This window comes from Aquimarina macrocephali JAMB N27 (genome assembly GCF_000520995.1).
Classification (GTDB): Bacteria; Bacteroidota; Bacteroidia; order Flavobacteriales; family Flavobacteriaceae; genus Aquimarina; species Aquimarina macrocephali.
Map to the genome: position 1 here is coordinate 21,048 of NZ_JACA01000003.1, position 26,926 is coordinate 47,973.

General features: G+C 31.0%; 24 protein-coding genes. 19 read left to right on the forward strand and 5 right to left on the reverse strand.

Annotated features, from left to right (window positions below):
* Nucleotides 1-50: 50 nt before the first annotated feature.
* From Z054_RS0103050 to Z054_RS0103060, 3 genes are all read left to right on the forward strand, one after another.
* The gene (locus tag Z054_RS0103050) at nucleotides 51-395 is read left to right on the forward strand and encodes a hypothetical protein (protein ID WP_024768624.1); all 345 of its coding nucleotides are present in this window, start codon (nucleotides 51-53) and stop codon (nucleotides 393-395) included.
* Between the two features lie 819 nt (nucleotides 396-1,214).
* On the forward strand, nucleotides 1,215-1,406 hold the full coding sequence (locus Z054_RS31265) for a hypothetical protein (RefSeq protein ID WP_152538448.1): 192 nt from the start codon (nucleotides 1,215-1,217) through the stop codon (nucleotides 1,404-1,406).
* 229 nt (nucleotides 1,407-1,635) lie between these two features.
* Nucleotides 1,636-2,133 carry a hypothetical protein gene (locus Z054_RS0103060; protein ID WP_152538449.1) on the forward strand — a complete coding sequence of 166 codons (498 nt, stop codon included), beginning with the start codon at nucleotides 1,636-1,638 and terminating at the stop codon, nucleotides 2,131-2,133.
* 412 nt (nucleotides 2,134-2,545) lie between these two features.
* Here the strand turns inward: Z054_RS0103060 and Z054_RS0103065 are convergent, their stop codons facing one another.
* Complete coding sequence (locus Z054_RS0103065) at nucleotides 2,546-4,732, reverse strand: acylase (RefSeq protein WP_024768626.1); 2,187 nt, start codon at nucleotides 4,730-4,732, stop codon at nucleotides 2,546-2,548.
* A gap of 202 nt (nucleotides 4,733-4,934) precedes the next feature.
* Between Z054_RS0103065 and Z054_RS0103070 the strand changes: the two genes are divergently transcribed.
* The 12 genes from Z054_RS0103070 to Z054_RS0103120 all read left to right on the forward strand — a co-directional run bounded on the left by Z054_RS0103070 (nucleotide 4,935) and on the right by Z054_RS0103120 (nucleotide 17,280).
* The gene (locus tag Z054_RS0103070) at nucleotides 4,935-5,240 is read left to right on the forward strand and encodes a hypothetical protein (RefSeq protein WP_024768627.1); all 306 of its coding nucleotides are present in this window, start codon (nucleotides 4,935-4,937) and stop codon (nucleotides 5,238-5,240) included.
* A gap of 393 nt (nucleotides 5,241-5,633) precedes the next feature.
* Nucleotides 5,634-6,329, forward strand: a complete 696-nt coding sequence (locus tag Z054_RS0103075; RefSeq protein WP_024768628.1) for an ABC transporter ATP-binding protein — start codon at nucleotides 5,634-5,636, stop codon at nucleotides 6,327-6,329.
* A gap of 10 nt (nucleotides 6,330-6,339) precedes the next feature.
* Nucleotides 6,340-8,625, forward strand: coding sequence for a TonB-dependent receptor (locus Z054_RS27805; protein WP_316929915.1), 2,286 nt, complete (start codon nucleotides 6,340-6,342; stop codon nucleotides 8,623-8,625).
* Nucleotides 8,588-8,836, forward strand: coding sequence for a TonB-dependent receptor (locus Z054_RS32615; RefSeq protein ID WP_316929916.1), 249 nt, complete (start codon nucleotides 8,588-8,590; stop codon nucleotides 8,834-8,836). The genes Z054_RS27805 and Z054_RS32615 overlap by 38 nt, the downstream gene beginning before the upstream one ends.
* A 4-nt stretch (nucleotides 8,837-8,840) precedes the next feature.
* Nucleotides 8,841-10,280 (forward strand): ABC transporter permease, encoded by a 1,440-nt coding sequence (locus Z054_RS0103085; protein ID WP_024768629.1) that lies wholly within the window; start codon nucleotides 8,841-8,843, stop codon nucleotides 10,278-10,280.
* Nucleotides 10,281-10,282: 2 nt separating this feature from the next.
* Complete coding sequence (locus tag Z054_RS0103090) at nucleotides 10,283-11,623, forward strand: DUF3526 domain-containing protein (RefSeq protein ID WP_024768630.1); 1,341 nt, start codon at nucleotides 10,283-10,285, stop codon at nucleotides 11,621-11,623.
* Between the two features lie 257 nt (nucleotides 11,624-11,880).
* Entirely contained in the window at nucleotides 11,881-12,375 is a 495-nt protein-coding gene (locus Z054_RS0103095; RefSeq protein WP_024768631.1) for an RNA polymerase sigma factor, read from the forward strand.
* 1 nt (nucleotide 12,376) lies between these two features.
* The gene (locus Z054_RS0103100; RefSeq protein ID WP_024768632.1) at nucleotides 12,377-13,066 is read left to right on the forward strand and encodes a hypothetical protein; all 690 of its coding nucleotides are present in this window, start codon (nucleotides 12,377-12,379) and stop codon (nucleotides 13,064-13,066) included.
* Nucleotides 13,067-13,248: 182 nt separating this feature from the next.
* The gene (locus tag Z054_RS0103105; RefSeq protein ID WP_024768633.1) at nucleotides 13,249-13,479 is read left to right on the forward strand and encodes a hypothetical protein; all 231 of its coding nucleotides are present in this window, start codon (nucleotides 13,249-13,251) and stop codon (nucleotides 13,477-13,479) included.
* Between the two features lie 142 nt (nucleotides 13,480-13,621).
* Nucleotides 13,622-14,722: a helix-turn-helix domain-containing protein gene (locus Z054_RS0103110; protein WP_024768634.1), complete on the forward strand. Its 1,101-nt coding sequence runs from the start codon at nucleotides 13,622-13,624 to the stop codon at nucleotides 14,720-14,722.
* Nucleotides 14,723-14,846: 124 nt separating this feature from the next.
* Nucleotides 14,847-16,394, forward strand: coding sequence for an alpha/beta fold hydrolase (locus Z054_RS0103115; RefSeq protein WP_024768635.1), 1,548 nt, complete (start codon nucleotides 14,847-14,849; stop codon nucleotides 16,392-16,394).
* A 310-nt stretch (nucleotides 16,395-16,704) separates the two neighbouring features.
* On the forward strand, nucleotides 16,705-17,280 hold the full coding sequence (locus Z054_RS0103120) for a Crp/Fnr family transcriptional regulator (RefSeq protein WP_024768636.1): 576 nt from the start codon (nucleotides 16,705-16,707) through the stop codon (nucleotides 17,278-17,280).
* 42 nt (nucleotides 17,281-17,322) lie between these two features.
* On the opposite strand, the gene Z054_RS0103125 is transcribed toward Z054_RS0103120, so the two are convergent.
* From Z054_RS0103125 to Z054_RS0103140, 4 genes are all read right to left on the reverse strand, one after another.
* Nucleotides 17,323-17,994 carry a LytR/AlgR family response regulator transcription factor gene (locus tag Z054_RS0103125; RefSeq protein ID WP_161635236.1) on the reverse strand — a complete coding sequence of 224 codons (672 nt, stop codon included), beginning with the start codon at nucleotides 17,992-17,994 and terminating at the stop codon, nucleotides 17,323-17,325.
* A gap of 8 nt (nucleotides 17,995-18,002) precedes the next feature.
* A complete protein-coding gene (locus Z054_RS0103130) occupies nucleotides 18,003-19,025 on the reverse strand; it encodes a sensor histidine kinase (protein WP_024768638.1) in 1,023 nt (340 codons plus the stop codon).
* Nucleotides 19,026-19,075: 50 nt separating this feature from the next.
* The gene (locus Z054_RS0103135) at nucleotides 19,076-19,732 is read right to left on the reverse strand and encodes a hypothetical protein (protein WP_024768639.1); all 657 of its coding nucleotides are present in this window, start codon (nucleotides 19,730-19,732) and stop codon (nucleotides 19,076-19,078) included.
* Nucleotides 19,733-19,803: 71 nt separating this feature from the next.
* Entirely contained in the window at nucleotides 19,804-22,131 is a 2,328-nt protein-coding gene (locus Z054_RS0103140; RefSeq protein WP_035090454.1) for an outer membrane beta-barrel family protein, read from the reverse strand.
* Between the two features lie 374 nt (nucleotides 22,132-22,505).
* Between Z054_RS0103140 and Z054_RS0103145 the strand changes: the two genes are divergently transcribed.
* The 4 genes from Z054_RS0103145 to Z054_RS0103160 all read left to right on the forward strand — a co-directional run bounded on the left by Z054_RS0103145 (nucleotide 22,506) and on the right by Z054_RS0103160 (nucleotide 26,893).
* Nucleotides 22,506-23,075 carry an RNA polymerase sigma factor gene (locus Z054_RS0103145; RefSeq protein WP_024768641.1) on the forward strand — a complete coding sequence of 190 codons (570 nt, stop codon included), beginning with the start codon at nucleotides 22,506-22,508 and terminating at the stop codon, nucleotides 23,073-23,075.
* Nucleotides 23,076-23,104: 29 nt separating this feature from the next.
* Nucleotides 23,105-23,287: a hypothetical protein gene (locus tag Z054_RS0103150; protein ID WP_024768642.1), complete on the forward strand. Its 183-nt coding sequence runs from the start codon at nucleotides 23,105-23,107 to the stop codon at nucleotides 23,285-23,287.
* A 21-nt stretch (nucleotides 23,288-23,308) separates the two neighbouring features.
* The gene (locus Z054_RS0103155) at nucleotides 23,309-24,124 is read left to right on the forward strand and encodes a mechanosensitive ion channel family protein (protein ID WP_024768643.1); all 816 of its coding nucleotides are present in this window, start codon (nucleotides 23,309-23,311) and stop codon (nucleotides 24,122-24,124) included.
* Between the two features lie 474 nt (nucleotides 24,125-24,598).
* The gene (locus Z054_RS0103160; RefSeq protein WP_024768644.1) at nucleotides 24,599-26,893 is read left to right on the forward strand and encodes a TonB-dependent receptor domain-containing protein; all 2,295 of its coding nucleotides are present in this window, start codon (nucleotides 24,599-24,601) and stop codon (nucleotides 26,891-26,893) included.
* Nucleotides 26,894-26,926: the final 33 nt, after the last annotated feature.

Here is a 26,926-nt window from a genome sequence, read left to right on the forward strand (position 1 = left end):
ATATAAAATGTAGTGTGAGACATTATAAACTTTAAAAGTTCAATTAACCGATGGATGTGAAAGATTATAATTACCTAATGGAAAAATATTCTCTTCTAATTTATGGTATGACAACAGGAAAAGGTAACATAAAAGAACGTCTCATTGAAAATTTAGAGCATCTTCATAGTACATTCGGTTTAGAGTTTCCAAAGGAGTTAAAATCACAGAAAGAAGAAATTATAATTAAATTGACAAAGTTTCCTGCATTAATTAATAACAAAAAAATAATTTATAGTTCTTATGAAAGAACAATTTCAAAATGTAGGCATAAAACTCTTGTAGAACTGGGAAAATTAATAGCTAACTTACATATAGAAATGAAATTCTTTACTAGAACACAAAGAAAAAATTGAAACTAGTAAACTAAACCGATGGTTTATTAATTAATTGGGGAAATAAACCTCATTTATTTTATTTTTAATAATTTAGAAGCAATGTAAAAATTATAAATAATCCCCATATTCAGTTTAACTCTGGGTATGGGGTGTTTTATTAAATTAAACGACTTGATAAAGCACAACTGTTGACAATTTCACGTTTTAATGACAAACGAAATTTTTAATAAAGAAGATATTTAATACATTGAAAATGAGGTTTCAACAAACCCAATATTCAAGTATAATGGAATACGAGTTGCTAATATTTCAAAACTCACAAGTAGAGATGTAGTTTGCGTTTCTGATAAAAATTTAATACTTACAAAAGGAAACTCTTATACTGCCTATAAGCATATTAAGGAAAGACATCATTATTGGACAACCAATATTTACCCAAAAGGAAAAGGGTATTGGGCTCAGTCCAAATTTCCTCAAGAAATTGCACCTGTAGATTATATTAAAATTGCAGATCAAATATATTCGAAAGAAAAATTTCTAAAGAATAATGAACATAAAGACTCTGACAAATTTGAAAAGTATTTAGGAGAATTCACTTTTCCAAATAATGATGTTGATATAATAAACCTAATACTATATAAAGGAACGAAAATAATTCATTCTCTATATCCTCAAAATAAGAAATATAATAAACTAAAAAACAGAGCAAAATTTCCTTATGCACGGGGAACAATCGAAATTAAAAAATCCAACCTGCCAAATGTCAAAAACATCGAAATCCCATATTTTGATTCTGACCTTAAATTAAAATATGTAATTCTAATAGAAAAATTCCTTTTGAAAAAAATAGAAGAATGGAGAATATTGGCAATTGATGATAATGGAGAGTATAGGTTTGATGTAAAAATTGGAGAACGAAAGCTTCTGGAGTTTAGTGGAGAAACATCTGAAAGAACTACCTATCAGCATTGTGATTTAAGAAAAGTTGAAGATATTATGAAACAAATTGACAGTGGGGAAATTAAATAAAAGCCCGGTAGCTCGGAAATGTTTTCCGTGCGGAATAATAAATTAAAAGTTCAATAAAGCGATGATCTGGGTATTTATATTATTTTTTACAGTGGCTTTATTAAAGGCTGTTTCGGCTATAATTAGTGAGAAGAAAAAACGATCAAGATCAATTAAAAGATGGAAGGACTTTGAGAAAAAGAATCATGATAGCCAATAATTAGAAAATTAAAGTTCAATAAAACGATCAATGAAAAATACCTTTCTCATATTATTTCTTTTGTATTTCTTAATGGGATGCAACGATCAGAAATTAACTCATCAAGAGACAGTCACTAAATATTATAATGCCAGAGATGAAGCTAACTATAACGAATTAAAAACACTTATAAACGATAGTATTACGATTACTGCAGGAGATTACATCATGCCTTATGCCCAAGATAGTTTCTATGAAGAATTTAAATGGGATTCCGTATTTAGAACATCTTATAAAATAGTTGAACTAGAAGAAAAAAACAATCAGGTTATTATTTCTGTCACTTTAAAATCTGCTCGTCTTAAATTTTTAAAAAATAACCCTATGACTTGCCAGTATAAAATTTCTTTTAATTCTGGAAAAATCTCGAAAATTGAAGAATTAGAATGTAAAGATGCTGATTGGACTATCTGGAAAAAAGAGGTAGATTCTTTAGTTAGTTGGATTAAAAAAATCATTCGGAACTTGATGGTTTCATTAATGATATGACGATGAATGGTGCAATAAATTATCTAAAGGCGATTGAATTATATGAAACAGATAAAAACTCAATGTAGTAAATATCCTCGGGGCAAGCCAGGTATTAAGCCTGAAAGAAAATAAATTCATAGAATTTAGGAGATGAAAAATATAGGCATTTTGTACTAACTCTTTATGAAGCTTTTCCATAAGAAGATTATTCTGTCCGTTGGAAGGGAGTTTTTCTATCTCGATATAGAAAGAAATGATAATAAAAACAGTACCTATATTGTTCTTGACAAAGAATAAAGGTGCTAAAACTTTGATTTATTAGTCGAATTATCAAGTAAATTTTGATCTGTTTTTGTGCTCTTAAACTATAATTAACTGATTATCAGTATTAATTATTTTCTTTTACAGTAAATTCAAAGTATAACTGGTATTATTTGTCTTTACTCTTTTCACCAGGGTGATAAACGGTTTTGGCTTTTTTCTCTACATCCTCCCGATAATAAGCAACATCTTTAAAATTAACATCTACATACCGTTGTGCCTGATCATCAAAATGTGGTGAATTTGGATCTCCGCTTTGGCCGCCTGCCAGCATACTTTTGGCTTTTACTTTATCTCCAAATTCTACTACTGCTACAAAACTGTTACCTGATGTTCCGTATATTTTTTTAGTTCCGTTATAAGATCTGGCTCCATACGAAGCTAAAGCTCCCCACCTACCTGAAGCCAACCCTACAGGCATACTTGGTTTTTGGTCATTAAAAGGTTGTTTGATATCTCCATTAAGTCGTTGATAACGGTTAATCTCTCCCCAGGGAATGTTCCAACTACCAAAATCATCTGTTAGTCTGGATACAGCTTCTTTAAAGATAGCGATGCGTTCTTCTATAGGTGATTCTGAACCAAAATAATTGATTCTTTCCATAAATTTTAACTGCTTGGGTGTGTTTCCCTTTCGTAAATAAATAGTACCATAGTAATGTGCTAATGACATAGCTACTGATTCTTTTGACACGGCAAAATCCCAATTTCTTAATATTTCAATAGGTTCTTTTAAAGATTTTTCTGGATTTGGAGATTGATCATATGCTGCTATTAATCCTGGAATCAATCCTTCAAAAGCTGGTAAATAGGGATCGTACGCTATTTCAATTAGCTTTTCTAATGTCAATCCATTTGCTTTTTTCAATAATCGTATGGCATGAATACCTCGAAAATTTTCACTATTTCTTGACATATACCGAGGGTAATCTTCAGTTTTAGGGCTGTATTCTGCAGCACTTGTAAAAGGCGTAGAATTACAATTTTGTATCCAACCGTTAGCTGGATTCAACAAAGTAATAGCTTCATCCACTGTATGCAATCCTTTCCAGTCGGTATCAGTATCACTTCCGTCTACCGGTTTTGTATAATCAAATTTTGTATTCCTTTTCGGGATAAAATTGCCATGATAATATGCAATATTTCCTTCGGCATCAGCATAGACAGTATTATTAGAAGAATTAGTGCGTATATCCATCATTTCTCTAAATTCTTTGTGATTGTCTAATTTGGTTCTGGTAAAAGATTGAGTTAAAGCTTTTACCGGATCCCACATCATGGCCGTTGCTACCCATTTATTATCCATCTTATGTGTAATTGGGCCATGATGTGTACGATACATTTCAAAATTCCGTTCCTTAACTTCCCCTCCTTCTTTGTATTTGAGTGCTACACCCAATGTTTCTACTGGTCGAAGTTCATCACCGTATTTATAGTGTAGTCCATCTTTATTTTTGGTTACGGTTTCAACAAAATCATCTATAATATCTGTATATGTAGAGGTATGCATCCACCCTGTCTTTTCATTAAATCCTTGATAAACGAAGAATTGTCCCCAAGTTACTGCGCCATATGCGTTTAAACCTTCTTCACTTACCACATGTACTTCTCCGCGAAAGAAAAATGATGTATGTGGATTAATGAGCAACATAGCATTACCAGAGGCTGTCAATTTTCCTGAAATGGCAAACCCATTAGAACCTCTGGGCTCATTATCAGCAAGACGTATGAGTCCGTCATTTACTTTACTGATTGAAAGTGATGGTTCTTGGTTGTCATAAAAAGTTTTGATTCCTTTTGTGGATACGCGTTCAATATCACCTCCTATAGACCCTTCACTAAAATACATAGGCATCCAGGGCTCAAAATGTGTTAGCAATTTTGGTTTAACTTCGGGATGTGTATGCAGATAATAGTTAATACCATCTGCAAAAGCGATACAAAGTTTTTTTAACCATTCTGGGCTCTTCTCATAGTTTTCTATAGCTTCTTCTTTGGTCATAAACAATCTTGCTCTAAGATCGCTATAAAGTGCTTCTTCACCCTCAACCTCAGCCAGTCGACCGATAGCCCAAATATAATTTCTCTCTACACGATTAAAATCATCTTCGCATTGTGCATATAACAAACCAAATACAGCATCGGCATCTGTTTTTCCATAAATATGGGGAACCCCAAAATCATCACGAATAATCTCTGTATTAATGCTATGATTTTCCCAACGAGATAATTCTGTTTCCGGTTGCTTAGTACAAGCGGTAACAACAATGATTAGTATAAGATAAAAATATTTCACGAGTTTCTATAGTTTAATTGAATTTCTGAACTAATGTAAGGTTATAAATAGCCTTGTCTACGAAACTATCTAAGATTTTGTAAAGTATACCATACCAATTTTTAAAATCATATCATACCAATGTTGGATCATTTCTAGCTATTCAAATAATTTAGAACTCCTTAACATTTTATCTACATATTATTTGGTAGGTTTGTCTGTTATGAAAATTGGGGATTTAAAAAATTACATTACCTATATTTTTATTGTCATTTTTCTTTCTCTGAAAGTGGCAGGCTTGCATGTACTTACTCATAATGATGATGGTATAGAACATTGTGAAGTTTGCGATCTCGTTTCTATAACCAATTTTACTCCGGCTGCTGTTAATGACACCAGCCAAAACTATGTGAGTAGTACTTTTGAGTTCTATACTCAAAAAAATGTAATAAGTCACTACAACTTCGTTTATAGTAGTGATGTAAATATTACAAATCTATTTTCGAGACCTCCTCCTTTTTTAGCATAGTTATTTTACTCTATTTTCATTTTTAACGATTAAACTCTTTCTTTTTAAGCGATTACTCATCAGGTTTTATACTTGAGGTTTTTCTTAAATCAATGAGATGAAGCTACCCATAAATGCTAATTCTCATAGTCTTAAAAGATAATTCGGTTTATGTTTTCATGAGCTTTGACTTTCTTCTGTTACTCATGTTTTTAGGGCTTAAAACTTAACGATTTCCAATTTTAAGTACTCTAATTAGACTGTAATTGCATATAACCTTATGGTTATAAACATTTGGATATAAGGAATGGTTATTTTCTTATTTAAAATCTCAATTTAATTACTACCCTTAAGATTAGACCTCTATTTATTAATACGGTCTCTTTTTAGAGATACAATAATACTTTAAACACAATGCTTAGAGCAAAAAACTTGTCAAAAACCTATAACGGAAAAAAAGCAGTAAACAATGTTTCTTTTCAAGTAGAACAAGGTTCTATATTCTGCCTCCTTGGTCAAAATGGGGCGGGAAAAACCACAACCATTAATTTATTTCTTGGTTTTATAAAACCCGATAGTGGGCAAATCTTAATCGGTAATGAAGAAATTAAATCCAACACTACTGCTATAAAGAAAAAAACAGCCTATATCCCAGAGACAGTTCAGCTATATGGAAACTTGTCAGGAATAGAAAATTTAGATTTTTTCAGTCGCTTGGCGGGGTATAAATACTCTCAAGAAAAATTACGCGAATTTTTGACTAAAGCTGGATTGCAAAAAGACGCACATCTCCAACGTTTATCTTCCTATTCTAAAGGGATGCGACAAAAAGTAGGTATTGCTATTGCTGTTGCAAAAAATGCTGATGTTATTTTTATGGATGAGCCTACATCTGGCCTTGATCCTAAAGCAACAGCAGAATTCACTACAACCTGTAAAGAACTTGTTAAAGAAGGTAAAACCATATTTATGGCCACTCATGATATATTCAACGCAGTACATGTAGGTACTACTATCGGAATCATGAAAGAAGGTTCTCTGGTTCAACAGATTAAAACAAGCGGCATCGATGCCAACCAATTAAACGAATTGTATTTAGAAACCATTTAAAAATTACCCCATGAAAAAATATATTTTAATTATTTTATTTGCTCTTATTTGTCTACAAAGTTTTGCTCAAATCAATATTAAAGGTAAAATTATTGACGACAAACAAAATAGTATTCTTGGTGCTACTATTTCTTTTACTACTGAAGAAAAAAAAGAAGGAACTATTTCTAATGAAAACGGAGAATTCAACTTTATTTTGCAAGAAACAGGAACTTATGAAGTTAAGATAAGTTATGTTGGTTTTTATGTGATCACCAAGACCTATGATTTTCTAGAAAATAAAGAATATGATCTCGGCACGATAACGCTAATAGAAGATGTACAACAACTTCAAACCGTAGAAGTAGTAGGGCGTACAAAACGAGATTATAATAGTGACTATTCGTTCTCTGCTACCAAAATAGCTATTGCAAACAAAGAACTACCACAGGCCATAGCTTCGGTAACCAAAGAGTTAATTGCCGATAGGCAAGCCTTTCACTTAGCAGATGCCGTTAAAGTAGTTAGTGGTGTTAGTCCATCTAGTTTTTATAATCAGTACAATATAAGAGGTATAAGCCAAAACGAAGAAGGGCAGATCATTAATGGTATGCGTACTCGGCAGTTTTATTTCTTACAGCCACTTACTTCTAACATTGAAAGAGTAGAAGTGATAAAAGGGCCTGCGAGTGCAACTTTTGCCAGTGTTGATCCCGGTGGAAGTATTAATATGGTTACTAAAAAACCTTTATCGGTAGATAGAAAAGAAGTGAGTTTGAGTGTGGGTAGTTTTAGTACTATGAGAGGGACTTTAGATTTTACAGGGCCACTTAACGAATCAAAAACGTTGCTATACCGTATAAATGGAGCATACCAATCAGCGCAATCTTACCGTGATTTAGTAAGTAATAAATCAATCTTAATATCACCATCGTTCAGTTATATTCCTAACGAAAAAACCGCCATCAATGCAGAATTCATATTCAATAACATGAATGGCAATTTAGACCGTGGGCAACCTATTTTTGGTGCTGTAGCTGGCCAAACAAACCTTAACAGCACACCGATAAGTCTCAATTTAGGAGCCTCTAGCGATTTCTTCAAATCAAAGGAAGTAATTATTATGGGAAATATTTCTCATAAATTCAGTCCCAATATCACTTTCAATACCTCCTACATGAAACAAACCTGGACTGAAGATTTACAGGAGCATCGTACTACAAATGCATTTGCTGTAGATATTGCAAACGAGCCTATTCCCAGTTTGGTCTCTATGCGATTTGTACAACGAAAGCAGTTTTGGAGCATTGATAATGTAAACAGTTATTTCAATTTTGATTTCAAAATAGGGTCAATAGATCACAAATTATTGGTTGGATATGATTTGCACTACTGGAAAAAACTTAAAGGAGGTGGTCAAAACTCAGCAAGAGGTTATTTATTAAATGATGGTAGTGTCACCAGATCTTTTGATCCAGCAAATGCATCAGATTATCAAACCATTACTATTGGGGGGCTTACATTACCCAAGCCCAATGTTAATCATTTTGATTTGGCAAACCCATCATACACCATACAAAATATTCAAGATTACACCATCAACTCACGTATCGCAGTTCCTTCTGCATTAACCATGAGTAATGCCGTCTATATTCAGGAACAGTTGAAATGGAACAAGTTCTCTTTATTATTGAGTTTAAGAAATGAGTGGTTTGAGGATATAACTCATTATAAGACGACCAATGAATCTTCTTTCACAAACCAAAGGCTTATTCCAAGAATCGGTATAACCTATGCTGTAAATAAGAATATTAACGTATACGGAACTTATTTAGAAGGTTTCCAACCTCAATCCAATACCGTTACCCTATTGCCTAGTACAGGTCAATTTTTCTGGGCTGATGAATCAGCTTCACGATTTAAGCCTTTGATTTCCGATTTAAAAGAAATAGGGATGAAAGCTGATTTGTTTAATAAAAAGATAACAATGAACATGGCTTTCTATGAAATTAATCAGAAAAACATTCTAATGAGTGCCAATGACCCTTCGCAACCTGATTTGTTAGTACAACGTGGAGCCGACCGTAGTAGAGGATTTGAATGGGATATAGCAGGCTACTTACTACCCAACTGGCAAATAAACGCTTCTTACAGTTATATCGATGCCGTTATCGTAACCGATGCTGATGTAACTTTGAACGGTGCCAGAAAAGAGAACGTACCAAAACATAGTGCAAATCTGTGGACACGTTACAATTTCGACAATGGGTCTATATTGAGTGGGCATTGGTTTTGGCGTACAACATCAAGGAAGTAAAGTCCCTTGGTTTACACGTGATTTTGAAGTGCCAGCCTCTACCATTTTTGACGCAGCATTGTATTATAGTCCTACAAAAAGTAATCTACAGGTAGCTGTAAATGTGGGTAATTTATTCGATACAACCTATTGGCTGGGTGCACAAACATATACGCGTTTGTTTCCTGGAGCTCCTAGAAATATAACGCTTACAACAACTTATAAATTTTAAATCTATGAGAAGGTCAGTAATTATATTATTCGCCAAACAATTATGGCAAACCACTTTTAGATCCAAAGTATTACATGTTACTATGATTTTGGTGACTGTTTTAATTGCATTTGCAGCCTATAGCGGATGGGATAATTATAATACTCAAAACCGTATTCGTAATTTTTATCAGGAAGAAGCCAGGCATAGTTGGGAGAGTAATCCAGATAAGCACCCGCATCGTATGGCACATTATGGATCTTTTGCTTTTCGTCTAAAACACAAACTAAGTTTGTTTGACTTTGGAATGGAAAACTATACAGGGAATGCTGTTTTTTTAGAAGCTCATAAACAAAATACCATAAATTTCTCAGAAGCAAGCCTATCTACGGGCTTGCTTCGCTTTGGAGAAGTAAGTTTGGCTATGTTGTTAAAAATCATTTTCCCATTACTCATTTTTTATTTAGGCTTTGGAGCTTTAGCTAGTGAAAGAGAAAATAACATCTTAAAAATAATGATCAATCAAGGGGCCACTTGGAGAGAAATATTTTTTGGTAAATCTCTTGGTTTAATGAGTCTTGCCATGTTTTTCTTTATCCCGGTAATTATCATCACTCTATTATTTATGGTTTTTGCAGAAGGCACCCCCATAACATCTTCTGAAATAACAAGATACTTTATACTAGTATTGAGTTATGTACTTTTTTTTGGTATCATTAGTAGTATAACCATTCTAGTTTCTGCCATAAGTAAAACTGCCAAAGATTCTTTAATAAAACTCTTAGGAATCTGGCTATTCTTTATCATTATCCTTCCCAAAACACTTCAAGCTTTTGGGCATTACCTTTATCCAACTCCTTCAAAAATAGAGTTCGAATCTATTGTAGAAAACGATTTGATAAAAGAAGGAGATAGTCACAATCCAGATGATATTCATTATAAAGCAATTAAAGATTCTGTACTTCTGGCAAATAATGTTGAATCTGTGGATCAATTACCTTTTAACTATGGAGGTTTTATCATGAGTCAAAGCGAAAAAATCAGTGCTTCAATTTACAATCAACATTTAAATAATTTATTGGCTACATATAAAAGTCAAAATGCCATCGAAAGGCTCTCTGCTTTACTTAATCCATATACAGCAATAAAACATATTTCTATGGCTTTTTCGGGAACTGATTTTGCATCCTATATTCATTTTCAGCACCAGGCAGAACGCTATCGTTATCAACTTGCACAAGAAATGAATTCGTTACAAATGAAACTCATTTCAAACAAAAAAACAGGTGCCTCTACTATTATAGATAAAAGTCATTGGGAAGCGTTTCCTGATTTCGAATATGATCATTTGTCCACCATATCTATTCTGAAAAACGAAGCTTTATCCATTTTCTCACTGATTCTTTGGAGTATGCTCTCTGTTATAATCGTAAGAAGTTTATCTAAAAAAACAAAAGTCATATAACTATGTATTCCATATTATTCAAATCGTTTATTCGAACCAAAATAGCAGCTATTTCTCTTGTGCTTCTTCTAGGGGTGGGTATAATAAGTATTTTCATCGGAAAACAATTTACCCAAAAGCAAGAAAAAGCAATTATTGAAGCCGAGTCATTTCAAGAAGAGAGTATTAAACGAAATGTAAAATATCATAATGATGATTTGGGTCTGTTACTTTATTATTTGCGTTTCTCTCTAGTCAAGAAGTCAAATAATTTAACAGGACTTTCTATTGGTCAACGAGATGTAAATCCATCGATATTAGCTGTGACCATACGAGGTCTTGAAGGGCAAAAGTATGATACCGATTTTGAGAATCCATCTCTTTTACTATCCGGAAATTTAGATCTTGGATTTGTAATCATTTACTTGTTTCCGTTACTACTTATCGCATTAACATTTAATTTGTATTCTGAAGAAAAAGAAGCTGAAACATGGCGATTGGTAACTGCTCAGACCTCCTCTCCTATTAAATTTTTATTTAAAAAGTTATCTATAAGAGTATTTTTTCTATACACAGTATTAGCTATACTTTTTTTATTGGCCATTATTATTTTACAACTACCAATTAACGAAGCTCTTCTGGCTTTTATAAGTGTTAGTATTTTGTATTTGGCATTTTGGACTTCTTTATGTTTTATTGTTATTTCTTACCGAAAAAATTCGAGTTTTAATGCGTTGACATTACTTTCATTATGGATACTACTTACCATATTACTTCCTGCCTCGGTAAACAATTATGTCATAAATAAATACCCTGTACCAGAAACACTAAAAACCATGGTAGAACAACGAGATGGGTATCATAAAAAATGGGATATGGCAAAAGAAGTTACTATGGATAAATTTTTTGCTCACTATCCACAGTATAAAAAATATCCTGTTCCCGAAGACAAATTTAGCTGGCTCTGGTATTATGGAATGCAACAGATGGGTGATGACGAATCTCTAGAATCCAGTAAAATAATGAAGGAGAAAATAAAACTACGAGAAAACGTAAGCCATGCAATATCCCTAGCAATACCTACGATGCATACTCAATTAACCTTTAATCAAATTGCGCGATCCGATTTAAATAACCATTTACTCTTTTTGGATCATTTAGATAAGTACCATGAAGAATTAAGACTATACTTCTATCCCAAAATATTCGAAAATTATCCAGTTAAAAATGAGAAATGGAAGAAATTTAAGCCCAAATATGCATCTATTTCCCACACCATTAATTGGGCTAATTCTATGCTTCCACTAGTACTAATTACAGTAATTATTTCATTAATAAGTTTTTTTAATTTGAGAAAAATCTAACAAAAGCATAGGTACAGCATATAAAATGTACTTCTATTCTTTTACATACCAGTATCTCTTCAAATATAAAGTTCAATCACAAATGTGATTGAACTTTATTATTTGTTTGCATTTTCTAAAATCTTAAATAAATAACCAATACCTTACTTATCTTAGTGCATATAAAAACCTAGCAATCAATTCAATTTTGACATAAAAATAAATTATCTGTGATTTTTTATAATTCCAAACGAATAATAAGGTAAACAACAGTTAATATGCTTTTGAATGAAGAAACATTTACTAAAACTTTAAGAAGCAATAAAGGCATTCTTTATAAAGTTGCAAATTCTTATTGTAAAAATATAGATGACAGAGAAGATCTTATTCAGGAGATAATCATACAATTATGGAAAGCATGGCCAAAATATGATGACACCTATAAAGTATCTACCTGGATGTATCGAATAGCTTTAAATGTTGCCATCTCATTTTATCGTAAATCAAATTACCAAAGAAACAAATCTGATACATTCAATGAGGATTTGGTTTCTACATCGTATAAACAAAACCCAGAAAGCTCAGAAAATATAGAACAACTCTATTATTTTATCGCACAATTAAGCGAATTGAACAAAGCATTGATTCTTCTTTATTTAGAAAAATATAGCTATGAAGAAATTGGTCAAACCCTAGGTATATCTACTACCAATGTTGCTACCAAAATATCAAGGATAAAAAAACAGTTGAAAGAAAAATTTAATAAAAACTAAAATGAATTTAGATAATATACAAGAAGAATGGGGTGATCATTATAATACTTCAATTAACGACGAAAATTTAGTGATCCAATTATTTAAAGAATCTAAGTATAAAAAAATTGGTTCTAATCTAAAACGAATGAAAGCACAAAGTGTTCTCTATATGGTTTTTAATCTATTGGTCATTATATATGCCTGGATTGTTTTGGTAATGAACTTTAAAAGTATTGGTATTTCTGTTTCTGCTGCACTACTAATATTACTATCCAAGATTGTATTTTATAAAAATGTAGCGCAACTAAATTCGATGTCCAAAATTAAGTATACAGAACCTATTGTAAAGCTTCAAAAAATTATTGAACGTCTTAAATTAAAAAGATTAAAACACAATCAGTTTATCTTCATTCTATCAAATATTTATTTCTGGTTACTTATGATTGTCTTTTTTTCTATGGATCCATTAGTTTTGATCCCAGAAATATGGAAAAAAGCGGCTATTGTTATTATTATACATGTAGGATTTTCTATATTGTGGTTTCCTCTATCATTCTGGATTTTGGGTAAATATGGTGCTCTAGCACAACGTTCTACTTTTTGGACACGATTGGGTAAAAACTCTTTACTAACCGACGAATCAGCAAATTCTTCTTTAAATAGAACATTATCTTTTTTAGTTGAAATAAAGAATTTTGAAAAGCAATAACTACCGAATTTATAAAGTATCTCAGTTTTGTTTGTTAGTCCCAGTAAAACAACTATAAAATGACCCTATTTATAAAATAGATGTCTTACCTATAAGGGTTTTACCCAAATTGCGAATTTAAAAAACACAATCAAACTCTATAGCTGTGTGCTGAAAAATAACCTCATAAGAATAGACTACTAATGAATACATATTTTTTAATCGAAGGAACTTTATGCTTTCATTTAGGGATTGCCCATTCAATTCTTGGAGAATATTTGATTTTCAAAAACAAAAGAAGGAAAGGAAGTTTGATGTTATCAAAAAAAAGTTCTGAATTAGAAGAAAGAGATTTACGAATACTATGGGCAATTTGGCATTTGGCCTCAGTTTTCGGTTGGTGTATAGGAACAATATTAATAATTGGAAGATAATATATCTAAAAGAACATGATACTATATTACCTAAATCCCTATCCTGTCCATTATCACATCAATATATACCCATATTCTTAGAATACTTAAAAAAATAGAATATATTGTTTCTGTATTTTTGACTTTGCTTTAGTGATAAAAAATGATATACATAGCTGGTATTAGTATTGCTTTATTTATTTCTGCATTACTTCTTAATAAAAAGAATAAATCAAAATCAGATATGATTCTTTTGGGATGGATGATCCTGATCGCGGTTCATTTATATCTTTTTCATATTAATTTCACAGAGCACATTTATCAATCTCCTCACTTATTAGGGTTACATTTCCCCCTTCCTTTATTTCATGGCATATTTTTATATTACTACGTATCTGCTGTTACCAATCAATTTCCAAAAAAGAATTGGTGTGTTCTATTGCATTTAGCTCCAATTATTTTGTCTTACCTCTATTTGATTCCGTTTTTTCTCCTTTCGGGTGCGCAAAAAATAGAAGTGTTTGAAAATGAAGGTAAGGGTTATGAAACATTTATGGCTATAGGCATATCGCTAATTTATATATCGGGTATCATCTATGTACTATGGTCTAGTATTTTATTAAAAAGGCATAAAAAAAATATCCTGATACAGTTTTCTAATATAGAAGAGATTGATTTAAGATGGTTACAATTTTTGATATATGGCTTAGGTATAATATGGAGTATCCTGATTTTCACAAATAATGACATCTATATCTTCATGGGAGTTTCTGTTTTCGTAATTTTAATTGGTTTTTTTGGAATACAACAAAAAGATATTTTTAGCAGTCAAAATTTGGTATTAAAAAGAAATCAAAGAAGAATATCTAAAAAAGAAAGTAAAAAAACAAAATATATAAAATCTGGTCTTACCGATAAATTAGCCGAAGATACATACAAGAATCTAATGCAATTAATGACTGAGGAAGAGTATTACAAAGAAAATAACCTTTCATTGAATGATCTGGCTTCTAAACTAAACATACATCCTAATTATTTATCTGAGATAATTAATAAAAAGGAAGAAAGGAATTTTTATGATTTCATCAATGATTTTCGGGTAGAAGAATTTAAAAGGCTAATTAATATTCCAGAAAATCAACAATTCACATTATTAGCTCTAGCATATGATTGTGGATTCAATTCTAAGTCATCATTCAACCGGTATTTTAAAAAACATACCGGAAAAACACCTTCAGAATATCTCAAATCGGTTGTAAAATAGCTATAACGTACACCTTTCTTAAGTACCTTAAAGAAAAACAAGTGTCAGATTACAAGTTGAAGCGTGATACCGTTTTGATACCTATATGTTTGCCTTAAAAATTCAATTAAGCAAACTTTTGTAAATGAAAATCTATAACATTATCCAAACGATCATCATTGCGTTATTAAGTAGTATTCTTCTTTCTTCTTGTGCTTCTAAAATTCCGGTTTTTGTTAAAAGCAAGACTTTGAAAGAAGGTGATATTACAATAAAACGAGGGACATTTAAAAATAAGAATACTAAAAAATACCCAAAGAAAATTAAGGCCGATTACTTTTCATTAGCCGTCAAAGAAAATCGAAATAATCCCAATAGCCGTATCATTACTATACCAGTAATCAAATTACATTCTACAAGTAATAAACCAAAAGAACCCATTTTTTTATTGGCCGGAGGTCCAGGAGCTTCAAACATATGGAAAAACCCAAGATTATGGTTACTTGATAATCATGATATAATTATGGTTGGATATCGCGGGGTTGATGGCTCTGTGCAACTTGATTCTGAAACATTTGAAAAAGCACTGATACATCATACAAAGGTCTTTTCTCCAGAACACCTAAAAAAATTAGGTCGTGTTTTAAAAAATCAATTAAAGCAGTATAAGAAAAACGGTGTTGATATTAATGGCTATACCATGATCGAAGTTATAGATGATATTGAACTTGCCAAAAACAAACTAGGCTATGACAAAATAAACCTATTTGGCGCTAGTTATGGAACACGATTAGCATATATATACGGATTAAGATACCCAAATAGCATTTATAGAAGTGCAATTGGAGGTATAAACCCTCCAGGGCATTTTGCCTGGGATCCACAAGAAATAGATAATGTTCTTGTTAAATATGGCGAATTGTGGAAAAAAAATCCTTCGAACCTTAAAAGATCACCCAACATAATTCGGACCATTCAAAATGTATTTTCTGAGTTACCCGTAAAATGGAAAAAAATTAATATTGATCCAGGAAAAGTTAGGGTAGCCATGTTTAGTATGTTATACACAACAGCAGGAACAGCACAAGTATTTGATGCATTTATTGCTGCAGAAAGAGGAGATTTTAGTGGGTTAGCTTTTTTGGTTATGATGTATGATCTTCTACCTAATGTAAAAAAACTCTATTGGGGAGAATTTCTTGCAAAATCCATTACCGCTGATTACCAATCAGAAAGAAATTATACTACTGCAATGGATTCTAAAAGCAATTTACTTGGTGCCCCCCTATCAAAACTATTTGAAATAATCAATCACTCTGAATGGGATATACAAATGATCCCTAAACAATATAGAACATTCAAAACTTCAGATGTAACTACTTTACTAATCAATGGAAATCTGGATGTAAGTTCTCCCATAGAAAATGCAAAAGAATTAATTAACTATTTACCTAACGGCCATTTGGTCGTTATTACAGATAGTGGGCATCACGATTTTTATGAAAAACAAGAAGAAATCGTAAACACTATGATTAAGAAATTCTATTTAACAGGGCAGGTACATGACGAAAGAATTAAACATATTTCTGCAGATCTTGGAAAACCAAAACAAAGTCTACAGAAATTAGGGAAATCATTGTACACTTTAAAAAAATTAGGCCTGTTAAAAATAATCGTAAAATTATTCATGTAATGCTAACATTAATAATTTCTTGCCTTTTGTCAAGAAGAATTAACTAAAAATAAAATAAGTTTGAAATTGGTTCTAATCAAAGATTAATGATAAAATTATATTCATCGATCAAATAAAAACGGACAAGGAGTAAATAATTTATTTTGTACAATCTATTACACAAAAAGGATACAGATCGTATTTATAGGTATTGATATTCTTCCTGTATTTTATTTTTATAAGTGTTGATACAAGAAATGGAGTAACTTTATGGAATTTGTTGAAGGAAATTTAAATTGAAAACAATTATAATTATAAATGATTTTATAGCATGAACAGTTTAGTAGCATTTATACAACAAATTATTCCTATTACCGAAGCAAACGCTACAGATATTGCAAAATCTTTTGAATACAAAGAATTAAAAAAAGGAGAATTCATTGTTCAAGAAGGTAAAATTAGTGATGACTACTACTTTTTTGAAAAAGGCCTGTTACGAACGTATCTATATGATATTGAAGGTAATGAAGTTACTACTGATTTTTACACTTCAAATTCTGTTGTTTTTGAGGTTACTTCTTTTTTTCAAAGAGTACCTTCACAAGTAAATATACAGGCGATTACCGACTGTCAAGGATACCGATTTTCATACAAACAATTAAACACTCTTTTTCATAACAAACCAGCATTTAGGGATTTTGGAAGAGCTATCCTGGTTAAAGAATTTATTGCCTCAAAGAAAAGAACTATCTCAATGATAAATCAAACAGCAGAACAACGATACAAGGCTCTTTTACAATCAAATTCAGAAATTATTATGAATGCTCCCTTAAAATATATTGCTTCTTATTTAGGAATAACAGATAGTACTTTAAGTCGTATTAGGAAGGATTTTGCTAAAAGATAGGTATTGAATTCTTAAAACTGCTATCTTTTAAAAATAGTAGTATTACTTTATATATTTCATCTTTTTTAAGAATTCTTCTTTATATGTTTTTCCAACAGGGATTTTTTCATCTGCTATATACACCAAGTTTCCAGATACTTTATTTATTTTCTCAAAATTTACAATATAAGAACGATGAGTTCTTACAAAATTATAGTCATACAGTTTTTTTTCCCAATTGTGTAAACTGTCTAACAGTAAAATAGACTTTTCTTTAGTAATTACTTTTACATAATCTACCTCGGCTTTTAAATATAAAATATCATCAATAGTAATTTTATAAATCGTCTTGTCTGCATATAGAAAAAGCTGTTTATTGGTTTCGTTATTTGTAATCTTTATTTGATTTCTAACTCGAGTAATTGCTTTAAAAAAGCGTTCATAAGAAAATGGTTTTACCAGGTAATCCAATACATTTTCTTCAAAAGCATCTACTGCATAATCTGGATAAGCAGTGGTTACAATTACTTTTGGAGGATTGATAAGTGTTTTCAAAAATGATAAACCATTTAACTCTGGCAGTTGAATATCTAAAAACATAAAATCGACTTCTTTTAGTTTTTCTAATCTAATATCCAATCCGCTTTCATAAACTCCTAAACAGTTCACAAATGGGGTCTTTTCAATATAATTTTGCAACACCTCTTGTGCGCCGTGTTCATCTTCTATAATCAAACAATTTATCATAATGAGATAGTGAGTATTACTTTATACACATTATTTTCTTTCTTAATCTGCAATTGATATTTCTCTGGATATAATAACTGTAGTCTATTTTGAGTGTTTTTTATCCCAATACCACTTTCTTGCCAATTTGTATCAATCTCTGGTTTTTTGTTTTCATTATATGGATTTTCACAATAAAAAGAGAAGTGATCCTTTTCTAATACAGCTTTAATTATTATCTGATGGTTTTTACCTTTTAAAATACTAGTATACTTAAATGCATTTTCTACAAAAGGAATTAAGAGTAACGGAGCTATTTCTTTTTTAGAGTTATCAATATCATCAAAAAAAGTAGCTTTTATTTTGGTAGATAATCGCTCTTCCTGCAAGCTAATATAGTCTTTCACATGAGTGATTTCTTGAGACAAACTTACTTTTTCCTTTTGCCCTTCATGCAGTACATATCTAAAACTATTTGATAGCTTTAAAATCAAATCCGGAGTTTTTTCATCTTTTTTTAAGGCATTTGCATAAATATTATTTAACGTATTAAATAAGAAATGAGGATTTATTTGTGCTTTTAATGCGCTGAGTTCTGCTTGTTGTTTTTCTTGTTTTGTAGTATCTAGTTCAAGCTGTTTAGCATATAACTTTTTAATAGAATACAAAGCAAAAAAAGCCAAACTAAAGGAGAAATACGTCACCCAGCTAGAAACTACATATTTCCAGCGATGATCTTGATGATCTTTATGATCTTCTGTAAGGTGAAAAAGATTATCCGCATAATAGTGGATTAAAGCATTACTACTAAAAACAAACAGTACTAAAAAAATATACTTCTTCTTATTTTTTAAAGGAAAGAACCACAGATACATGATATATGTAGGTATCATATTGAATACCAATGTAACTAGCTCATGCATAAAACTCATAGGGTACCCTCCTTCTCTTCCCAGATACTTTATATATGGAAAAAAAAGTACCACTCCCCAAAAAAGCAGATGCAATACAGGTTCTGCTTTTTTTAGTTTTGAATACATAGAATTATTATTCACACGTTCTTTTATTAAACCTTACTAAGGTATTACTTTTATTGATGATAAATCATCAAATCCTTTATAGATGCTTTTGCTAGAATGGTTTCTTCTTGGGTGGTAGCACCACTTATTCTGAAAAGTATATGCCCTCCCAGAAGTGGATTATAATCTGTACGTTCGAAAATAATACTATCATTAAGAGAAAACCACACTTCATTTTCTTTTTTACCAATTTCTACACTAATCCATTGATTATCGTTCATTATATTTTCTTGTTTTCGGAGATGGAAATCTCGCTCCAAAGAAGAAATATTTTTGTAAAAGAATGGAGTATACCCGTGAGATTTATTATTAAATGTTACATTATAATGATTCATTTCTCTTCGCCATTCCCAAATATCTTCGGTATTAGCATTCTTTTCAGGTAACATTAATTGTATTGTTTCTGCGGTATCAGATGCAGAAAATAGTACAATTAGTACTGATGCTTTTGACAAAGCCTTTATTTTATATTGTACTATCATATCTCCCTGGTAGCTTTTAGGACTTACTAAAAAGAAGCCATCAGAGCTATCAATTTCTTCAAAAACAAATTCATGATCTTTAATCGAGGTTTTACCTTTTCCTATTGTTCTCCATTGAGAAAGTTCTTGAGAAGAGATTTTTTCTTCAACAAAATCATTTGGTTTACAACCGATTATCGTTAACATAAAAATCATTATTACCGTTGACATAAAAGAATTTATCTGCATTGCGTATAGTTTTTTACTTGTATTATTTTTTAATTGCTAGAATCGTTGTGTCTATATTCTCGTTCCTTTCTGTTTCTTGCTCTATCCTCATTTTTAAAGAGTGTATACTTAAGACTAAATAGAAATCCCAGTGTTTGTGATTGAAACTTCCAAACGGTACGTTGGCTAAATTCGGTAGTACGTGTATTTCGTTTCATTAAGTTATTGTCTAATACATCTATGACTCTTAAATTGGCTGTTAATTTATTATTCAAAAACTTTGCTCTTACCGCCCAATCAACTCTATGTCTTGGTTCTATATAATTAAAAGCATTTTGTCTCTTGGGTGTATGTCGATATGTTATATCTGTACTCACCTTTTTAGTGATTTTAAATGTATTTTTTAATTGTAGATTAGATGAGTATAATTCATCCCAGGTAACCAGATTGTTCTGATCTGTCATTGTGTAATAATAATTCCCGGTAAGTATGGTATTCCAATACTTAGTAAACTTATATTTTACAGTAGCTTCAATACCTAATGAATGATTTATTCCAATATTTTGAAATGAGATCACCTGTACATTATTATCTTCTATAGTATTTACCCAAAGAATAACATCTTTCCTGTAGCGATAAAATGTGGTAACAGACCAATTTAATTTTCTCTTATTATTTTGGTAGTTAAGTTCAATATTATCACTTGATTCTGGTCTTAATCCTGGGTTACCATCAAATCTAAAAAAAGGGTTCCCTAACTGAAAAGGATTAATATGATGCAAATTTGGCCTGGAGATTCGTTTACTATATCCTAAACCCAGTGTATTACCTTCGCTAAATGTATAGCCCATGTGTATCGATGGAAAAAGATTAGAAAAATGTAAATCTGTTGTTGATGAATTGAGTGTATTTTGAGATTTTGATGAGAAATATTCATATCGCAATCCAACTTGCCAATCTAATTTTTGAATACTAAATTTTGTAAGCCCGTAGATACCTAATAGTTCTTCTTCATAATCAAATGTGTTTAAAGTAGATATCTCATTATTTGGTCTAAAAAACTGTTGGTTTTTTGTATCACTTCTATTCCAGGATGCTCCTGTCTCTATTTTAATCTTTTCTGAAACAGGTAATGCGTAGTCTAATGATATGGCATGGATTTTATTATCTTCTTCTATTATTTGGTCAAACAAAAAAGCACTGTCTTCAAAATCAGAGGATGGATACTCATTTTTATTATCATTAAGATTATAGTCAATCTCTAAAAAATGCCCTTCCTTATTAAATCCTCTGCGATAATTAGCATTAAAAACAGAAGTAAAATGTGAATGTTCAGAGTTACGAGTATATGTAAAATCATCACGATCGGTCACATCAAAATATTGTGAATTATTATAAAAACTATGATAATCATCGGTATAATCAAATCCCAAAGAGAATTCATTATGTTCATCCACAAAAAAGTCTAATCCAATTATTCCTCTTTTTATTTTGCCATTAAAATCGTGAGGAGTAAAAATTCCCTGAGTATCGCCATTTATGAAAGATCGATTAATAGTTTGTTTACTATCCATTTCTCTTCCAGATTGCGAGACATTAAATCTAAAATTCATAAATGAGAGATTATAGTTTCCATCAATGCCATAACTATATCGTTTTGTTCCTAGTGCGCTATTGAGGTTAAGGTTGAACCCCTTATTTACATTTCTTTTTAAAACAACATTTATAACTCCTGATAATCCATCTGCTTGATATTTTGCTGATGGAGAAGTTATAATTTCTACAGTTTTTATAGAAGATGATGGGATTTGCTCTAATAACTCCACTGCGTCAAGGGAAGAAGGTTTTCCATTGATTAATAATTTCACATTATCACTACCTCTTAATGAAATATTACCAGTTCCCAAATCGGTTTGTATATCTGGGATTTGATCAAAAGCTTCGAGTGCTGTAGTTCCTGATTGTTGAAGATCTGCTCCTATATCAATAATTTTTCTATCAATTTTAAGCTGTGTGGTAGTTCGATCAGCTTCAATAACAATTTCTTCAAGAGTGCTTGCCATCGATTCTAATTGGATAGAAATATTCGTTGGATCGTCAACTTCAGAAAATTGAACCAAAGAAGTTTGATAACCAATAAAACTAACTTCAAAATAGGTAAATATCTTATCTGTTTCTAACAGAAATAGACCATCATCATTAGTCGAAATACCATCAACTAATTCTTTTTTATTATTATAAACTGCTACTGTAGCATAAGGGATAATCTCCTGGGTTATCTGATCTCTTACCGTTCCTTTCAATATTTTTATTTCCTGACCAATCATAATGGAGAATCCCATGAAAAAAAATAGTATAAAACTTACTGTTCGCATCATTTTTTTGAATTTGATATTTCAAAAGTGATACTCCTATCTTTTTTAGAAAATTTTAATCTGTGAAAGCTCTCAGTTCATCTGTTAACTGTTTAAAAGAGTTTTAAAAACAAGAAAACCTTAGAAATCATACTATTACTTTTATTTTTTACTTAAATTAAGGTTTCAAAAATGTTTTTTGAACTCTTTTAAACCTTCACTCAAGCCCCAAAGATTGGTGTTTTTGGATATTTAAATACCATAAACACATCGCTTTAAAACAAATCATAACAGAGGTACCGCAATCACTTTGAAATAAAGAAATAAATTAAAAGTGACTTTTTTAGATACGCTGTGTCTAAATTATTTAGAGGGATTATATGTAATAAAAATACAGGTTGAAGAAGACAGAACTGGATGAAAATTTAGAGGATAAAGAGCTTGTTTACAAAATAGCCAAAAGTAAGGATACTAAGCTATATGCAATTCTTTATGACAGATATGCAAAAACTATATATAATAAATGCTTGAGTTTTGTAAAATCTAATGAAGAGGCGCAAGATTTAACACACGATATTTTTGTTCTTTTATTCGCCAAGCTAAAGACATTTAAAGGAAATTCTAAATTTTCTACCTGGTTGTATTCATTCACCTATAATTTCTGTGTGAATTATGTACAGAGGGTTCAAAAAAAGAAAAAAGAGAAAATCGTATCAATCGATGATATTATCGTTGATTACCCATCAGAAGAAATAGATGATGAAGATATGATGAAATTAAAGTCCAAAAAACTAGCAATGGCACTAAAAAAAATTGAACCCGAAGATAAAATCATTTTAATGATGAAATATCAGGATGATCTCACTATAAAAGAAATTGAAAAAACTCTAAATATTGGAAATAGTGCTGTAAAAATGAGATTAAGCCGAGCCAAATCTAGATTAGTGAATTTATATAAAACCTTATAACACCTTTTAAACCTAATACCCCACAAAAAATGAAAAATCCATTTAAAAAAATTATTCAAAATGAAGAATTACCTGCTTCTATCAAGGAAAAGGTACTCGATGATGTCGAAATAGTAAAGCTATCACTAGATCTGGCTGATTTATTTGCTATAAAATATCCAAATTCTCTTGAAGAACTTTTTAAAATAGTAAGTCGTTCTAACAAAAACTAAGGACTAACCTCCAAAAATCGTATGGAAAAATTTCTAAATTTTAAATTGATTGAAAATATATTTAATGAACTATATGAGATTATGCCTAATATAATTGGCGCCATTTTGTTCATTTTAGTCGGGTGGATGATTGTAAAATTCATTCTTTTTATATTAAAAAAATCCTTGAAGCTAACCAAAATTGATACTTTGGCATCTAAAATTAGTGATAATGGGACTCTTTTTAATTCTGCTACCAAAATCGAACCTACCAAAATAATTCTAGCTTTTGTTAAGTGGTTTCTAATTCTTGTATTGGTTATTGTCGGAGCTGATATGTTTGGTTTAAATATGGTTTCGAATGGTGCAGGAAGATTAATCGATTATTTACCCAAAATATTCAGTTCGATTGTAATTTTAGGATTAGGATTATACCTGGCTTCTTTAGTAAGAAAATCTGTTTATGCTTTGCTAAAATCTTTGGATCTTAGTGGATCTAAAATAATAAGCTCTATCCTCTTTTTTAGTATTGTAGCAATTGTTTCTATTACGGCTTTAAATCAAGCAGGTATCAATACTAGTATCATAACAAACAACCTTTCTCTAATTCTGGGAGCTTTTTTAGCCACTTTTGTACTTGCATTAGGTTTAGGCTCTAGAGATGTTGTGTATAGATTATTACTAGGTTTCTATTCTAAGAAAAATTTTGAAGTAGGACAAAAAATTAGAATCGAAGGTGACGAAGGAGTTATTATTTCTATCGATAATATTAGTATGATAGTAGAAAGTAATGATAATAATAGAGTAATCTATCCTATTAAACTTATAGTGGATAAAAAAGTTGAAATTATAAAGTAATGAATCTAAAGTGACTTTTTTTTTTTTTATGTGTCAAAACTATATAACGGATAAAATAGAAGTTTCATACTTCTTGTAAAAAGGGAAAGATGATTGTATTGATTGCTGTTCAAATCATAATACTAATAGTACTAATTATACTAATAGTTCGTAATTGGTTTGAATATACGAAGGACAAGAGACGATTACATAGTATAAATAAAGAAGAAGGAAATATTTAGGGGGTCCAAAAATGACACTGTTTCTTTTTTGGATAATTCTGTTTTTTATAGCAGGTCAGTTGATAAGGGGAATTTATATAACAACTGGCCTCTATAAAAAATGAATACTTTTTACTTCATAGTACAGCTGTATATTTTCTTCGGTATAAGAATTACTCTATCTGATCGTTAAAAAATCATAATATTCATCAACACAATCATGTTTTTTAAACCCAATTGCCTCTAGTTTCCGATATTTGAGGAAAAACAAATCTTGAAAAGAATATTTTTATTTTTAGTACTCGCTTGTCACTTTTCTGTATACTCACAATTTGACACTAAAGGAATTGTCATAAATAGTTCAAATAAACTTCCAATAGCCAATGTAAGCGTTCTTGATACAGGTAGTAATATCAAAGTTTTTACTGATACTGATGGCAAGTTTTCTATAAAATCTTTAGGCAAAATAAAGTTTTTCAAAGATGGTTATACTGAAACTTCTATAGATATTAACAAACATAACCATATTAAGAATGAATACATTGTAATAGCATTAGTTCCCATTACAAATTTAGTTGAGGTTGTGATAGAAGATTATTTTCGTCCACAAAAACATAAGTATGCAACAGAGGCTGTCTCTTCTATTACAGCTAATGATATTAATCGTGGAAACTCAATTGAGTTGCACCCTGTTCTCAATAGAGTTGCTGGTGTTTTTATGCAAAACGGTACTTTAAACACCAATAGAATTACAATTAGAGGAATCGGGGCCAGAAACTTATTTGGTACAGCTAATATAAGAGCCTATTTTGGAGATATCCCATTAACCGATGGAAATGGAGAATCTTCTATAGAGGATTTAGAACTCGGTGCTTTATCCAGCATAGAAATTCATAAAGGACCTTCTTCAAGCAGTTATGGTGTAGGATTAGGAGGAACTATCTTATTTCAACCCGAATTTGCAAATACAAATACTTCTGAGAGTGAATTAACTACATCACTTGGGAGTTATGGACTAAGAAGAATTCTGGCTAAAGCTGCTATATCCAAAGAAAAATCTAATATTACAGTACTGTATAGCAATAATCATACTGATGGCTATCGAGATAATAATGAATATGATCGAAATACAGTGACACTGGCCTCTGGTTTTGATGCTGGAAAGAAAAATAGCTTTTCTATTTTAGGTAGCTATGTTAACCTTAATGCTGGTATTCCCAGTTCATTAGATCAGGAAAATTTTGAAAACAATCCAAGACAAGCCGCATTTACCTGGGGGCGTGCTCAAGGTTCGGAAGATGTAGATTATGGACTATTAGGAGTAACCTGGAAACATAAATATAATTCAAAAACATCACATAACACCAGTGTTTTTAGTTCTTTTAGAAACAATGACGAGTCTAGACCTTTTAATATACTAAAAGAAAATGCAACAAGTTTTGGTATTAGAAACCGAGTTTTAGGGAGTCATCTAATCGCCAGTAAGGAATTAAACTGGACCGCAGGTGGGGAATTATTCTTTGATTATTATACTGGTAAGACTTTTGAAAATCTATATCAGGATTTCCCTGCTGGAACAGGTAGTGTACAAGGCAATCAACTTTCTGATCTCGATGAAAAACGATACTATTACAACATTTTTGCTGAAGCAAATTATAAGATTAATAAGAAGTTTAGAGTAAATGTTGGTATAAATCTCAATCAGACTTTTTTTGATATCGATGATCAATTCTTATCTGATGGAGAAGATAGCTCTGGCAAATTCGATTTTGACCCCATATTCTCTCCCAAAATTGGAATAAATTATTCTCTAAATTCTCAATTTACGCTCTACGGAAACATTGCCCACGGTTTCTCTACTCCTACTACTTCAGAAACACTATTGCCTGATGGTCTTTTTAATCCCGATATAAAACCCGAAATAGGTTGGAATTATGAGATCGGTACCCGATATAGTCTATTACAGGATATGCTCTATGGATCTTTATCATTATATCAATTTAGAGTTAAAGATCTTTTGGTTTCAAGAAGAACTATCGATGATAATTTCTTTGCTATTAATGCAGGAAAAACCATACATAATGGTGCCGAATTAGAATTGAATTATGATATTATAAAAGTAAAGTCTGGAGTATTAAAATTCTTTTTCAATGCATCAATATATGACCATAAATTTGATGACTTTGTAGATTTGGATACTGATTTTTCGAATAACGATCTTACCGGTGTTCCTTCTGAAGTTACCAATTCAGGAATCGAATTTATAGCTCAAAAAGGGTTCTATGGTAACCTTAGCTTTCAGACTGTAGGTAAAATACCTGCAAACGATGCAAACACAACATTTAGCAAAAACTATGAATTACTACATGGCAAAATAGGTTTTAAAAGTAACATTGGATCTCACCTTAAGTATGACTTATTTTTTGGCGCAAATAATATTTTAGATACTAAGTATGCGTCTCAATTACAAATCAATGCCAGAGGGTTTGGTGGTAATTCTCCTAGATATTTCTATCCCGGTTTACCATTTAATGCATACACAGGGATTAACATAAAATATAGATTATAACTAATATTTCTTTGTATTTTTCGGGAATCAACA

Coding starts and splice junctions, on each gene's coding strand:
- Z054_RS0103050 (WP_024768624.1), top strand. CDS start 51: ATGGATGTGAAAGATTATAATTACCTAATGGAAAAATATTCTCTTCTA.
- Z054_RS0103060 (WP_152538449.1), top strand. CDS start 1,636: ATGAAAAATACCTTTCTCATATTATTTCTTTTGTATTTCTTAATGGGA.
- Z054_RS0103070 (WP_024768627.1), top strand. CDS start 4,935: ATGAAAATTGGGGATTTAAAAAATTACATTACCTATATTTTTATTGTC.
- Z054_RS0103075 (WP_024768628.1), top strand. CDS start 5,634: ATGCTTAGAGCAAAAAACTTGTCAAAAACCTATAACGGAAAAAAAGCA.
- Z054_RS27805 (WP_316929915.1), top strand. CDS start 6,340: ATGAAAAAATATATTTTAATTATTTTATTTGCTCTTATTTGTCTACAA.
- Z054_RS0103085 (WP_024768629.1), top strand. CDS start 8,841: ATGAGAAGGTCAGTAATTATATTATTCGCCAAACAATTATGGCAAACC.
- Z054_RS0103090 (WP_024768630.1), top strand. CDS start 10,283: ATGTATTCCATATTATTCAAATCGTTTATTCGAACCAAAATAGCAGCT.
- Z054_RS0103095 (WP_024768631.1), top strand. CDS start 11,881: ATGCTTTTGAATGAAGAAACATTTACTAAAACTTTAAGAAGCAATAAA.
- Z054_RS0103100 (WP_024768632.1), top strand. CDS start 12,377: ATGAATTTAGATAATATACAAGAAGAATGGGGTGATCATTATAATACT.
- Z054_RS0103105 (WP_024768633.1), top strand. CDS start 13,249: ATGAATACATATTTTTTAATCGAAGGAACTTTATGCTTTCATTTAGGG.
- Z054_RS0103110 (WP_024768634.1), top strand. CDS start 13,622: ATGATATACATAGCTGGTATTAGTATTGCTTTATTTATTTCTGCATTA.
- Z054_RS0103115 (WP_024768635.1), top strand. CDS start 14,847: ATGAAAATCTATAACATTATCCAAACGATCATCATTGCGTTATTAAGT.
- Z054_RS0103120 (WP_024768636.1), top strand. CDS start 16,705: ATGAACAGTTTAGTAGCATTTATACAACAAATTATTCCTATTACCGAA.
- Z054_RS0103130 (WP_024768638.1), bottom strand. CDS start 19,025: ATGTATTCAAAACTAAAAAAAGCAGAACCTGTATTGCATCTGCTTTTT.
- Z054_RS0103135 (WP_024768639.1), bottom strand. CDS start 19,732: ATGTTAACGATAATCGGTTGTAAACCAAATGATTTTGTTGAAGAAAAA.
- Z054_RS0103140 (WP_035090454.1), bottom strand. CDS start 22,131: ATGATGCGAACAGTAAGTTTTATACTATTTTTTTTCATGGGATTCTCC.
- Z054_RS0103150 (WP_024768642.1), top strand. CDS start 23,105: ATGAAAAATCCATTTAAAAAAATTATTCAAAATGAAGAATTACCTGCT.
- Z054_RS0103155 (WP_024768643.1), top strand. CDS start 23,309: ATGGAAAAATTTCTAAATTTTAAATTGATTGAAAATATATTTAATGAA.